Origin of the sequence: Paenibacillus sp. Lou8.1, assembly GCF_024213565.1 — a bacterium.
Lineage (GTDB): Bacteria > Bacillota > Bacilli > Paenibacillales > Paenibacillaceae > Paenibacillus > Paenibacillus polymyxa_B.
The window spans coordinates 114,060-127,197 of sequence record NZ_JANAVN010000013.1; the positions used below are offsets into that span (position 1 = coordinate 114,060).

At 46.8% G+C, this 13,138-nt stretch carries 11 protein-coding genes; 2 read left to right on the top strand and 9 right to left on the bottom strand.

Annotated features, from left to right (window positions below; all coding sequences use genetic code 11):
- Positions 1 to 142: 142 nt before the first annotated feature.
- Positions 143 to 1,189, bottom strand: a complete 1,047-nt coding sequence (locus NLX78_RS18865; RefSeq protein WP_254351240.1) for a hypothetical protein — start codon at positions 1,187 to 1,189, stop codon at positions 143 to 145.
- A gap of 173 nt (positions 1,190 to 1,362) precedes the next feature.
- On the opposite strand from NLX78_RS18865, the gene NLX78_RS18870 reads away from it, so the two are divergent.
- Positions 1,363 to 1,761, top strand: a complete 399-nt coding sequence (locus NLX78_RS18870) for a hypothetical protein (RefSeq protein WP_254351241.1) — start codon at positions 1,363 to 1,365, stop codon at positions 1,759 to 1,761.
- 471 nt (positions 1,762 to 2,232) lie between these two features.
- Here NLX78_RS18870 and NLX78_RS18875 read toward each other — a convergent pair whose 3' ends face one another.
- The 7 genes from NLX78_RS18875 to NLX78_RS18905 all read right to left on the bottom strand — a co-directional run bounded on the left by NLX78_RS18875 (position 2,233) and on the right by NLX78_RS18905 (position 10,719).
- Complete coding sequence (locus tag NLX78_RS18875) at positions 2,233 to 3,060, bottom strand: carbohydrate ABC transporter permease (protein ID WP_254351242.1); 828 nt, start codon at positions 3,058 to 3,060, stop codon at positions 2,233 to 2,235.
- Complete coding sequence (locus NLX78_RS18880; RefSeq protein ID WP_061831276.1) at positions 3,057 to 3,941, bottom strand: carbohydrate ABC transporter permease; 885 nt, start codon at positions 3,939 to 3,941, stop codon at positions 3,057 to 3,059. Before NLX78_RS18880 ends, NLX78_RS18875 begins: the two co-directional genes overlap by 4 nt.
- 38 nt (positions 3,942 to 3,979) lie before the next feature.
- Complete coding sequence (locus NLX78_RS18885; protein WP_254351243.1) at positions 3,980 to 5,260, bottom strand: ABC transporter substrate-binding protein; 1,281 nt, start codon at positions 5,258 to 5,260, stop codon at positions 3,980 to 3,982.
- A gap of 219 nt (positions 5,261 to 5,479) precedes the next feature.
- Entirely contained in the window at positions 5,480 to 6,547 is a 1,068-nt protein-coding gene (locus NLX78_RS18890) for a response regulator transcription factor (protein ID WP_254351244.1), read from the bottom strand.
- Positions 6,544 to 8,343: a sensor histidine kinase gene (locus NLX78_RS18895; protein ID WP_254351245.1), complete on the bottom strand. Its 1,800-nt coding sequence runs from the start codon at positions 8,341 to 8,343 to the stop codon at positions 6,544 to 6,546. The genes NLX78_RS18890 and NLX78_RS18895 overlap by 4 nt, the downstream gene beginning before the upstream one ends.
- 133 nt (positions 8,344 to 8,476) lie before the next feature.
- Positions 8,477 to 10,483, bottom strand: a complete 2,007-nt coding sequence (locus NLX78_RS18900) for a beta-galactosidase (protein ID WP_254351246.1) — start codon at positions 10,481 to 10,483, stop codon at positions 8,477 to 8,479.
- 41 nt (positions 10,484 to 10,524) lie between these two features.
- Entirely contained in the window at positions 10,525 to 10,719 is a 195-nt protein-coding gene (locus tag NLX78_RS18905; protein WP_367988458.1) for an MFS transporter, read from the bottom strand.
- Between the two features lie 112 nt (positions 10,720 to 10,831).
- On the opposite strand from NLX78_RS18905, the gene NLX78_RS18910 reads away from it, so the two are divergent.
- Positions 10,832 to 11,752 (top strand): AraC family transcriptional regulator, encoded by a 921-nt coding sequence (locus NLX78_RS18910; RefSeq protein WP_254351247.1) that lies wholly within the window; start codon positions 10,832 to 10,834, stop codon positions 11,750 to 11,752.
- 152 nt (positions 11,753 to 11,904) lie between these two features.
- Here NLX78_RS18910 and NLX78_RS18915 read toward each other — a convergent pair whose 3' ends face one another.
- Positions 11,905 to 12,993: a site-2 protease family protein gene (locus NLX78_RS18915; RefSeq protein ID WP_254351248.1), complete on the bottom strand. Its 1,089-nt coding sequence runs from the start codon at positions 12,991 to 12,993 to the stop codon at positions 11,905 to 11,907.
- Between the last annotated feature and the right edge of the window lie 145 nt (positions 12,994 to 13,138).

Here is a 13,138-nt window from a genome sequence, read left to right on the forward strand (position 1 = left end):
CCCCGGATTACTTAAGTTAAGTCTATAATCAGGGGAGAAATCCGGGGAGATGATGCTTCCGAAGCAAGCAGTCCTTCGGAAAGCTTTTAAAGCGACCGCTTTATTGGGACGATCAGCGGCAGCTTTTCCATCTGTAGGGCGTTTAGCTTCGTCTAATGCGTGTCGTTCTTGGTCTTAAGCGAACCAGTTCCTCACTGGTGAGCTGCCTAGTATAGGAGCGAGGGGAAGAACCTGTATCTACCCTGAGCACCCTGCCTGCCCCGTTGGGGCGGGCTACCCGTGTGTTGAATACCTGCATCGCCCACTGCACCGGAAAGGCTATAGATAAGCGACCATCTGCCGTGCCTGCATAGTTGACCGCAGCTGCATAATTATCTGACTGTCTGAGCCATACAGAGCCAGAATCCCCAGGTAGTGATACGGGAGTCGTACCTCTAATAACCGTCTGATCTTCGAAGGTCAGCAGGCCCAACTCTCCGCCATAATTGATTTGCAGGTCCGTATAGACGGACTCTACCGTGCCATTGACCCGTCCGGTCGTACGCCCAACCTTCTTCAATCTTTCTCCTATGCGATATGCGGTAACATGACCTGGAATCGCTCCTACCGTAGCGTAACGCGGATTGAGCAGGTTGTTGCGGGTCGGAAGCGAAAGCGCCGCATCAATCAGGTTTATACCGGTGGGATTCAAGCGTACGTAACGATACAGCCTTCCCATACGATCCTGAGTAACCGTCCCCCCATCGGCTCCGCCTGGCTGTATTGTAGCCTCCCGATTGTCTGTATTGGAGGGATTGAGGACATGGTTATTGCTAAAAAGATAACGCGTCGCCGGCGCTCCAGTTGGGGCAACGATGAGTCCGGTTGAACCGGAGCCTTCAATCGTCCCGACACTGTAGCCGGCGATGACCGGGCGTATGCGCACTTTGTAGTCCGTGGCATTGGCTCTGATCTTTCCAGTTTTTACAATTCGGACTGGAACGTTCGTTTTCTTTCCTAAGGCGGTGGCCGACAGGAGTCCAGTAGAGGCCGACGCTAGACGGTCCGTATACACAATGACAGCGGCTCCCTTTTTAGGATGGGCAGGGTCCCTGTATCCTACGCCAATGCCGTGGACACCGGACATTTTTAAGACTCGCTTGGCCATCCGCTTTTTCACTTGAAGCGCGGCCGAGAAGGTAGCCAACATAATCATCTCCTTTTACATTCAGATGAAATATTGTATGGCTAAGGCCGCTTCGCGTTCCATTTGATCATACGATCGCTGTATTGAAAGGCATATGAAAACATTCCATAAAATGGTATACTCATTCCCGAAATTGACATCTTATCATTTAATTCTGATGTTCAAGGAGGTTCTTCATGTTTTCAATCATGTTGACTTACAGCATACAAGCAATTGTAATTTTACTAATTATCTTTGAATTGTTGAGAAAAAACAGAAAAAAAATAGGTTGGGGATCACTTTCACTGCTTTTATCTCTTCTTGGTATGGCTGTTTCTTTCGAATTTGGCAATTACATATTGGGAGACCAGTTGCTTTCCTTTTTAGGATTGCCCGCCTGGTCTAACAGTGTTGATAATACTAGGTTTCACTACACCATTTTTCTATCCAGTATTTTTTTTATTCCCAGTTTAGTCATTGGATATAAAAATCCTAAAGAGTTTGGAGCTACGATCGGAAAACGGGTTTCCAGTATATATCTAACTTTGATCATCATTTCGCTTTTATTTTTTATTATAAGTATTTTCTCGAAGTAACGTTGGATGTGCGTCGTTCCAAAACAAAAGCCTTCCTTAGCGGGGGGTTTCTGTTTTATCACATTAATTCCGAACAATCCTGGGTGGGTAATTAGATCAAGGAGATGATATTATCTATAATTCATTTACCTCCATATTTTTTGCTGCGTTAACTGCAATCTCCCTCATAACGTTGCCAAAATTAGAAGCTAGGGTGAGTAAGAGAACAATGTTGAAAGTGAGAATTTTCATAATAACAACAGTTCTGCTGATCGGAGTCGTGTTGTATATCATTGACCCTCAGTGGTGGATCATTGTAGCCTTTGCAATTTTGTTTGTAACCCTTCCCATCTTTTTATTGAAACGTTGGCGAGAAAAAAACTGAATCACAAAAAACCTTCCTTATTCATAGGAAGGTTTTCGTGTTAGCGTTGGGGATATTTATGTCATGAGGGCGATGGGAAGTACCATCTGACTGCCCGCCGTCTCCAGTTATCCCTTAACCGCTCCCTCTGCGATGCCCTCCATAATGAATTTCTGGAAGAATGCATAGATCAGGATAACCGGGATAGAGGTCAGTACGAGTGCGGCCAAAATAAGCGACCAATCCTTGTTGTACTCTCCAAACAGCGTATTGGTCGAGAGAATCAGAGTGTAATGGTTCACATCCGTCAGCATTAACAATGGAAGCAAAAAGTCGTTCCAAATCCACAGAAAATCCAAAATCGCGATGGTAACTGTGATCGGCAGCAGCAAAGGAAATATAATGCGAAAGAACGTTTGGAACTCATTACAGCCGTCCATTTGTGCGGATTCTTCCAGCTCACGCGGGATGGATTTGACGAATCCATGATACAAAAAGATCGCCATATTCACACCCAAGCCGATATAGATCAGGGCCAAGCCGTACGTACTGCCTTGAACGGACAAATCTTTCGCCATTCGCGTAAGCGGTATCATAATAGAGTGAAACGGCACCAGCATCGATGCGACAAACAGGAAGAAAATCGCACTGCTCAGTTTCCCCTGTGTACGAGACAGCTTGTAGCCTGCCAGTGCCGAACAGATCACAATGCCACCAATGCCGATAAAAGAAATAATCGTGGAATTAAGAGCGCTGTTCAGCAAATGAGTCTGATGAAAAGCCTGACTGTAATTTTCAAAGTGAAGCTTCGTCGGCAGCGCCGTAAAGGATGCAAACATCTCACCCTGTGTTTTAAGCGAGTTAATTACCGCCATGTAGATTGGGAAGAAGGACACGACAGCGCCCACGCACAAAATCAGCGTAATCAGTAAGGAATTGGCTTTCTTCAGCCTCATGCCTCCACCTCCCTCTTCTTCATGACGCGCAACTGAATCAGGGTGAAAATAAGAACGATCGCGAACAAAATAACAGATTTGGCGCTCGCATAACCATAACGGAAGTTGTTGGAGAACGCCTCCTCATAAATGTTCATCGTAATCACCTGTGTACTGCGCCCCGGCCCCCCGCCAGTCAGTCCGTATACGACCTCGTACACCTTGAAGGCACCATTCAGCGTCAGGAAGAAACAGATCGTAATCGCATGAGTAATCATCGGCATCGTTACGCTTCGTAATGTCTGAAATGCGTTCGCCCCGTCAATAATAGCAGCCTCCTTCAAGCTTTGTGGTACACCTTGAAGCGCAGCCAGATAGATGATCATCATATAGCCGACACCATTCCAGAGCGACACAATAATGATAGAGAAGAAAGATACTTTCGGATCGCCCAGCCACGATTGGCCCAAAAAGGCGATAGTCGTCTTTTCGGCGATCTGTGGCAGCACGGAAGAAAAAACGAAGGTCCACATAAATGCGCTAATAATGGTACTGATCATATTGGGCATGAAAAATATCGTCCGGAAAAATCCTTTGGTACGTGTACGCGACTCAATCAACACTGCCAGAGCCAGTGCCAGTACATTTTGCAGCACAATCATCACTAATACGTATTTAAGAGTAAACCAAAGGGAATTGAGAAAATCGGGGTCTTCCTTCAACGATTCCACAAAGTTCCCCAAGCCGATAAAGCTGTAATTGGGATTCAATCCGTTCCAGTCTGTAAAGCTGTAGTACATGCCGCTGATCGTTGGAATGAGCAGGAAGATAGCATAAAAGATCAGCGCCGGAGCCGTAAACGCCAGTAGCATGACGTATTTTTTATAGATTTTAAAAGGCATGGAGTCTCTCCCTCCTGGTGTAATTCTATAGGTTACCGTTACTTGTTCACTTTGTTATACGATTTCCATGCCTTATCCAGCGCCTTAATGACATCATCCTGCGTGAGCTGACCAGCATAATAGGATTGTAGCGATTTGCCTGCCTCGTCCTTAACCGCTTGCGGGATAGATGGATCTTGGTACGACTTGCCTGCTTTTACGTATTCGGTAGCGTCATTAACCCAAGGATAGCTTTTAAACGTATGCACTTTGGAGATCGGGTTAAATTTCAATGCTTCATAGAACGCGCTAGAATCCTTGTCATCCAGCACATAGTTAACAAAATCGAGCGCAACCTCCTTGTTCTTGCTTGTGGAGGATACAGCCAGCGAAGTCGAAGTGGACAAATTGATCAATGTCGCATTGGGATCGTCATTGATCGGCAGCACTGCTACCCCAAAATCCATCTTCGGATCAGATTTTAAAATCGTTTCCGCAAACCATGGTCCCTGAATCCACATCGCCGCTTTACCCGAAGCAAACGCAGCCGATCCATCATCCCCGCCGATTTCCAGCGCCTTGTCAGTACCGTTGCTATTCACCAGATCAATAATATCGAACATGCTCTTCATTTCGGAAAAGGAGCCTTGGTCCTGATTCATCCGTTCGATAAAATCTTTATTCTGTGTGTTCATCATCGCACCTGCTGTCAGAGGCACGAACAGCTGTGGAATCCAGGATTCCTTGTAAGACAACAGGAACGGTTTCACATTATTCGCTTTCAGCTTCTCGACCACAGCCTTCATTTCGGTCAACGTTCCCGGCGGCTGCAAATCCAAATCCTTAAATATCTTTTTATTGTACAAATAGCCCCATGAGATCGTCTCCAAAGGAACCGCTACGACCTTTCCGTCTTTGGTTGTCACCGAAGGCTTCACACTATCCATCAATTTGTTAACAAAAGGCTGACCGGACAAATCCTCCAAATAGCCCGCTTTATAAAACGGAGGAATTTCATTCACCGCGTGCAATGCAAATACGTCCGGCGCATCGTTGGATGCAAGTCTTGTCTTCAAAATTTGTGCGGCGTTGTCAGCAGGCGGCATCTCCAGTTGCACCGTAACGTCGATATTTTTATCTTTCTTCTCTTTCGCTACGAAAGCATTAATGTATTTATCGTAGTGCTCCTTCAAACGGGGCTGAGCAATAAACATTTTGAGATTCACCGTTTTGCCGTCTCCACCGGAACCGTTGCTGTCACTGCCTGAAGAATTCGCTCCACACCCGGCCAATAACGTGCCAACCAGCATCGTGCTCAATACACATTTCCACATTTTCATGAAAAATGACCTCCCCTATTTTGAAAATAACCGTTGCCCATCTGCAAATCAGTTGTTATTCAAAGCAGCTATGCCGCCGGTCTTCAACCTCTATTCAGCTCTGTGCAAACTTCATAAAGGCCAAATTCCTTTGTACTGCTCGTTTTGTATACGCTTTCATTATAGAATGAGAGGTCACTTCTGCCATTGGACACCCTTAGCTTATTGGATTGGACTTTTTTAAACTTCCTTCCTCATTTCACCGGGTGCCATGCCAAAATGCTTTTTAAATACCCGATAGAAATAAGACACATCCTCATATCCTGCCATCTCCGCGACTGCTTTGATTGAAATCTGTTTATTGACCAGCCATTCCCGCGCCTTTTCCATTCTTCGCTCTACAATGTAGTCCGTTACATTTTGACCATACTCCTGCTTAAATACCTTGCTCATATACTCTTTGCTCACAAAAAAGTTTTTTGCCAACTGCTCCAGTGTAATCGGCCCAGCAAAGTGACTGTCGATATATCGCCGTACTTCTTCTAAATTCAGTTTGTTTTTGTATTTCCGCTGCCGAATGAGCTGATCCAGTTCCTGAACATAGCACGACGATACGAATTCCAGCGCATGTTCTACAGAGGATACGGCATCCTGCGACAGTGGGAATCCTGCCTTTGCCGTAGAAGTACCCAGCCCGTTATCCGCTGCGAGCTCTTTTAGCAGGGAAAGAAGCTCCTGCACCAGCCTGCCCAGCATATGTGGACTTGGTGCTCCATAACTCTCCAGCTCCTGCATAACCTGCCTACAAGTTATGTTCACCCCGTCACGGTTCAACTCATTAAAATAAAGACGCAGCAGTTGCTTATACCGGGTCAGCTTGTGAAAAAACTCATAATCCAGCTCCGTCGCTTCTTGCTGCTGTTCAGCAGCCTTGACCTCCAGATCGTTTTTGCATTTGAGCAACACTGCATTCAGCTCTGCAGGATTGACTGGCTTTAACAAATAATCGACGGCCTTGTAACGGATGGCATGTTTGGCATACGCAAAGTCATCATATCCGCTCACGACAATGATTTTTACATCAGGACAATGGTTATTTAGCGCTTGCAGCAGCTCCACTCCGTCCGCACCCGGCATGTGCATATCAGTAATCACAATATGGGGAGCTAACTCTCCGACCAGCCTGAACGCCTCGTCTCCGTCTTCAGCCTCACCCACTACCAACATTCCAAGTTTTTCCCATGTGCCAAATGTCTTTAGAATATCGCGGTTCCATGGCTCATCGTCCACAATTAATACTCTGATCATACTTTTCCCTCCTCTGCTGAGGTAAATGGAATGCGGATAGTGACACGTGTACCGACTCCCTGCTCACTATCTATCGTCACTCCGTAGCGCACTCCAAAATTCATCCGTATGCGTGAAGACACATTGCTCAATCCGATATGACTACCCTGCGCCCAGATCGGTTCCTCCGACACGTTTTCCAGCTTTGCCCGTACTTTTTCCAGCTTATCCGGGGCCATGCCGTTTCCATTATCGCAAACCGTAATACACACATCTTCTTTCATAATCTCCACCCGAATCCCCATTCTCCATGCCCCCGCCTTTCGGTCAAGACCGTGCTGAAACGCGTTTTCCAACAATGGCTGAAGCGATAGCTTAGGCAGACGAATATCCATCGCCTGTTCCTCCGTCTCCACCTGAAACACCAATCTTTGTGGAAATCGCCGTTGCTGGATGCGCATATAGTGTCCCACATGGTCGAGCTCTGCGCGTAAAGAGGCCAAATCCTGAGGTTCCCGTACCACGTAACGGAACATCTCACTCAGCGACCGAATGACTTCATAGGTGTCCTCCGGCTTTTGCGAAAACACCATACTTCCGATCATTTGCAGCGTATTTTGCAGAAAATGTGGATGAATCTGCGCTTGGAGCGCTTTCAATTCAGCCGTCTTTTTTTGCAAATTTATACTGTATTCCGCCTGAATATGCTCGCGAATTCGGCCTGCCATCCCATGCAGACTTCTTTCCAGCAGCCCTATCTCATCCGGGCGTGTACTTGGCTGTCCAATCGGTCCTTTGATCATATCCAGCTCCTGTACGGAACGCGCCAAATGAACAATCGGACGTGCAGTCCGCCATGCGATGAACACGGCAATGCAGATGGAAACCAGGATTGAAATTACGCCGACGATAATACCATACAGCATCGTTGAAAAAGCGCTGTGGTTAATGGAGGAAGTGGGTACGATTTTGACCAGCTTCAGCCCAACTACATCCAGATCATTATAGAATACATAATGTTCAGCAGTTTGAATCATCCCGGGGCCCGGCTTAACGTCATGAAGAGCTGACAGCACACTTGTAGGAGGAGGCGACTGCCGAGCCTGTGCTGGATACATAACCCCGCCATCTGCATCTGTAATAAGCACCTGATGCTGATCCCCTCGTCCCAGCAGGCCCAGCGTCTGATCGAATTGCGACCACAATACATCCAAAGAAATAGCCCCCGTCTGCTTCTGGTCTTCAAAACGCCGAATACTGCGCGTCAAAATAAAGCGTTCCGGGTCAGCAGAGCTTGGACGAATCGAATAATCCTTATTCGCTTGCCACATCTCGGTATACTGTGGGGGAATACCGCTCACTGTCGTAATTTCATTTTGCATACTATTGAAGGTAAACAAGGTTTGCGATTGCTTCAAATAAAGCTGGATGCCGATCACATGACTTCCGGCCGAATAATACACATTCGCCATCGTATTCAGCATTTTTCGCTGGGCATTAAATTGGCTTGAAAGATTGTCAGGCTCGCGCTCATTCAAATAATCGCTCAGATCAGGGCTGATCTGAATGCTGTAAATCAGATGATTTAGACGATCTAGCTGGTCGCTGATATAGATCCCCGTCCATTTCATATTGGACATGTTCGTCTCTACTACTTCAGCTTCCATGGAAGCTCTACTTTTTTCCGCAGCCAGCACCGTGACAGCAATGACCGGCAGCACAGATAGAACAATCATCGTCAGGATCAGCTTGATCTGAATGCTGCGTCGATACGGGGCTGTCAGCGCCCGGAACCAGCGGACTGCTCGGGTTGTCATAGCGATGCACTCCTCTATTCAGCCATATGCGAAAACGCCCCGCAATTCGCAGGGGCGCTTCATGTACCGGATACTCCCGGAGAATACCTATATGATATTATTCGTGAGTCAGTTGTGGCTCACTATGCATCATTTACGCTTCTTCGATAATTATAACACCCCAAGGCTCTAATGTAAGCGTTTGTCCTTGGGTAACCGCATGCTCCCCAATCAGCTCCTTGCCGTCTCCATGCGGATATACCACCGAGCCTGCTTGTTCGGAATAGTTAAAATAGTACCGGATTGTCCGTCCCAGCTCATTCGTGCCGGATTTAACAATGATCGGATAAGACGCTTCCTGATCCAGTCCCCATACTCCTGCCTTTTTGGTTACAGAGCTGAATAGTTCACGGATGACCGCCGGACTGACGACACAGCCGATATAGGTCGCTGTTCCCTGACCATAGCGGTTTTGCGTAATGGCGGCATATTTTCCCCAATGCGGGTGATCGTAATAGGCCAATACTTCAGCAGTCGTCGGGGTAATCAGTTCCATCCACGTATCTACCTGATTGTCCTCTGGTGCCACCTCAAAAGGATTATTCTTAAGCGTCACCTTCTTCGGCTCCACGAACAAGCTGTAATGATTGCCGCAGGCTTCGCTAATCACGCCCGGCTGCCGGGACGTTCTTACCTGCACATGCTCGTCGGTAAATCCGCTTCGGAATGTGTATACCACATGACCACCTTTCTCCACATATCGGTTTAGCTTCTCCAGTAGTGCGTCTGGGGCAGAATAGAGGACCGGGACGATCAAGAGATCATAGTCTTCAAACGATTCTGTACCTGGATGAACGATATCCGTCCCGATATTCAGTTTATACAACTCGTCATACAAACGACGTACGATATCATTGTAATTTAACGGGCTACTCATATTAAATTTAAACCAGTCAATCGACGTCAATGCTTCGTTACTGACCAGAATCGCCGTTTTATTTTTCTTTTTCAGGTTGACCAGATGTGGAGACAATCTTGCAAAATCCTTCCCTATGGTCTGTGCTTCCTCATACACCGGATTCGGTTCAAAATCATGGCTGAGCAGACCCTTCCAGTAGGTTTCGAAGGAATTATGGATGGAATGCCAGTGCCAGTATGCCACCATATTGGCCCCGGAAGCCAGATGGCTGAACGCTTGCAGACGCAATTGCCCCGGATAGGGAACCCAGTGGGTAAAGGCCTGAGCTTCCGTTTCCAGCACTAGATAGTTGTTATTCTTCGTCGAACGTGCCACATCGCCACCGAAGGAAATTTCAATACCAGTCAGGTCATCCTGTGATGGATGGTAAATATCCACCCCAGTCACATCAAAGGCTTGCGATGCCGCGAAATGGTCCACATCCGGCTGAATGCCAAAGGAATAGCCTTTCCACGCAAAATCAAAGTTTTGCGTAACAAATTGGTCCTCCCGCTTATATTCCTTCACCAGCGCGACCTGCCATGCCAGAAAGTCCGTCACCAGCTTGCGCTGAAATTGGGAAAAGGCTGCGCCCAAACTTCCATTAATCGTTCCGACCACCGAAGGAAAGTCCTCCCAGCTATTGATGCGATTACTCCAGTAGTCCAGACCAAATTTGCGGTTTAGCTCCTCCAGCGATTCGAACCGCTCCCGCAGATACTTTACAAATTGCAATTGCACATTGGGCCCGCTTGTGTTGTAATGCTTCGTCTCGTTATCCGTCTGAAAGCCAATAACCGCCGGATGCTGACTCACCCGCCCAATCAGCTTGCGTATGATTCGCTCGGCATGGAACAGGTACACCGGGTTCGTAATGTCCATGATCTGGCGAGCTCCATATTTGCCCGGACCTTGAGGTGTTGTCGCCAATACATCGGGATGCTCTTTCACCAGCCATGTGGGTACGGCATAGGTGGGCGTCCCCACAATGACTTCAATGCCCGCTTTATGCATGGCGTCCAGCACCCGATCCACAGAGGTAAAATCAAACACGCCGTTTTGCGGTTCATGCGTACTCCAAGTGGATTCGGCAATCCGCACTACGTTGATGCCCGCATCCTTCATCATTTGGATATCCTGGTCTAAACGGTCATAAGGCATATACTCATCATAATAAGCAACACCGTATAGTAGCTTTTTCATCAAATCGTCCTCCAATTAGGTTCGTTAGGATTTTGCAAAATTCAATTCCTGTCGCTCCGAAGTGCAAGATATAGACGAACCAAGTCGCCCTTTAGATTGGCCCGGTCAATGATCACGCCGAAGATCGGAGCGCTAAGTGCATCCCATATACGGGCTAGTACGAATAAAGTACTGATAATAGAAACAGATATGCCAACATAATCCGTATAAATAGCAGTGCAATCGCTTTCTTTTATATATAAAAGCTTATACTATAGCATTTGTAAACGCTCTTTTATTATAGTTAAATGTTAGATACAATGAGATTGTCTAAGCGGTGTAAAATTTGCCCTAATCGAAGGTGATCTGATGATATTAAATCCTGATGTTGATCCAGCTCTATTTCATGATTGCCAATGGCTGCCCATTATTGACTGGAATGTGAAATTTTTTGGCGCCCATATTCACCGGGTCCAAGCGGATTGGTGCATGCCGGAGGAGTCTCATATCGGTTTTGAAATTGCACTCATTTTAGAAGGTCGTCAGGAAACGATTATGGAAAATAACTTATATTCGGTTGGGGAAGGTGATATTTTAATTATTCCGCCGGGTTTCAAGCATGTGAGTCAATGTGTTTCCCCAAACGGCATGTACTATTTTAGCTCTCATTTTAATGTCGATGATCCATTGTTCCGTCAGGAAATGATTAAGAGCAATCAGCTCTTTTTTCCAGCGGGTACTGAAACGAATACCAAGCTGCAAAAGGTCGTCCATAGCTGGATTGGCATGGTGCAGGAAAGCGGAGAATATACGACAGCAGACCGTTTTCGTATGCAAATTGCCTTATTTGAGCTATTCGGGATATTCTCGCAAATGATATCTACCGGTTTGGAGCCCAGAATTGCGCCTTCATCCGTTCAATATGCCAAGGCCATCATGGAAGCCATTCAATCAAGGTTTAAGCCTTATCGGGAAGATGAATCTGGCGAGCAAGCATTCCGTCTTGAAGATGTGGCGGCTTCCCTCGGGATCAGTCCCGGCTATGCCCAGGAAGTGTTCCGCAAGGTATACGGTTATTCTCCACGTCACTATCTATCGGAGACCAAGCTGCATGAGGCTAAGGTGCTGATCCAGCAACCCAATCTGCCACTCAACAAGGTAGCTTCCCTGCTCGGATACTCCAGTCTGGCTCATTTCAGCAGACAGTTCAAGCGCTGGACAGGCACCAGCCCACTTAAATACCGCCAGACGTTAAAACCGATTACTGATGAACAAAGGATTAAGATATAAGGACGGATAGCAAAAGCTCCACCGTGTTATTCAACCAAAAAAAGAGCGTGACACCGAATATCGCGGTTGTCACGCTCTTTTGTCTCTATTTTCTATAAGCTGTACCGTTGCCTTAATGATCTAAAATCTTGACCAAGCACTCATTATTCAGATCACAGCCTAATATCCCCTATATGCTGGTGCACCACATACATCATCCCCATCAGGAATACGGCCAAAGCTAAGTAACTGATGCCAAATTTCCAACGCGATGATGCGGGCACTTCGTAATATTTATCATTTTCAAACGGAATGTAATCAATCCCACACAGCAATCTGAGCTGGTACGCATCCGGCGTCGGTATATGTTCCACACCGTTCAGCCATACATGCTGGACAAGACACTGCTGCGGCAGCTTAAGTGTCTGCTCCACATCCAAACTTTCCATATACACCGTCACATATTGCTGCCCCTCTAAATCCGAGTAGGTATTAAAGGATAATCTGCGTGTGTGCTCCGGTCCGGGCAGTGGATATCCTTGCTCATACAGATGCTGTACGTTCACCAGCGGCTTTTGCAAAAAGGATTGGATCTTGACCTCTCCTTTATTGCGTTTAACATATTTTTTGTACAAATCGTAGGCAAAGAACGCCCATATGAAGAAAAATAAAAAGGATTTTAAATATACTACGACTACAATTCCACCCAATAAGCCCACCAGCCACAGCCAACGCGTCACTGCCGTGGAAATCCGTCCTCCGTCGAGCGGATGAATCGGCAGCAGGTTGATCAGGTTCAGGAAAAAACCGACATACGAGAGCGCATACAACAGGGGACTGCCTGTTGCATAGGCTCCTGCGTATACCGCCATAGCCCCAACCGTCCCCAGTAACGGGCCGCCCATGGCTACATAAGCCTCTGTCTGCGCATCCAAAGGTTGCCGTTTCATTGTAATCAGCGCACCGAGAAAAGGAATAAATAACGGTGCTGACACGGGAAGCCCCTTGCGCTTGGCAGCCAATACATGTCCCAGCTCATGCACAAACAACAGCAACACGAATCCAACCGCAAATCCCCACGGGTAAATGATCGCATATGTGCTAATCGTTATCGCCATAGATATCAGCGCACCGCCAAATTTACTGAATTTTAAAAGGGCAAGTAACGACTTGCCTTTCAGAAGAAGCAATGCTGCTGCACTACCAAGGTACCATTTGGATGAGCCGGATTTGGAATCGGTCTTTTTCTCTTCATTTTGCAAAGGTATCCGTCTCCTTTCTTTAACACTTCCATTGTATCCTGCTATGTGCAGCTTGTAAAAGCTTCTCTAACCCACAGATAAGCACCCAAGTGTCCATCCTCCTGTCTGTTCTGTTATCATGTAAGAAAACGGAATAACCCAGGAA

Bases quoted from the DNA above. Each gene is read 5' to 3' on its own strand.
- NLX78_RS18865 (WP_254351240.1), bottom strand. From the start codon at position 1,189: ATGTTGGCTACCTTCTCGGCCGCGCTTCAAGTGAAAAAGCGGATGGCC.
- NLX78_RS18870 (WP_254351241.1), top strand. From the start codon at position 1,363: ATGTTTTCAATCATGTTGACTTACAGCATACAAGCAATTGTAATTTTA.
- NLX78_RS18875 (WP_254351242.1), bottom strand. From the start codon at position 3,060: ATGAGGCTGAAGAAAGCCAATTCCTTACTGATTACGCTGATTTTGTGC.
- NLX78_RS18880 (WP_061831276.1), bottom strand. From the start codon at position 3,941: ATGCCTTTTAAAATCTATAAAAAATACGTCATGCTACTGGCGTTTACG.
- NLX78_RS18885 (WP_254351243.1), bottom strand. From the start codon at position 5,260: ATGAAAATGTGGAAATGTGTATTGAGCACGATGCTGGTTGGCACGTTA.
- NLX78_RS18890 (WP_254351244.1), bottom strand. From the start codon at position 6,547: ATGATCAGAGTATTAATTGTGGACGATGAGCCATGGAACCGCGATATT.
- NLX78_RS18895 (WP_254351245.1), bottom strand. From the start codon at position 8,343: ATGACAACCCGAGCAGTCCGCTGGTTCCGGGCGCTGACAGCCCCGTAT.
- NLX78_RS18900 (WP_254351246.1), bottom strand. From the start codon at position 10,483: ATGAAAAAGCTACTATACGGTGTTGCTTATTATGATGAGTATATGCCT.
- NLX78_RS18910 (WP_254351247.1), top strand. From the start codon at position 10,832: ATGATATTAAATCCTGATGTTGATCCAGCTCTATTTCATGATTGCCAA.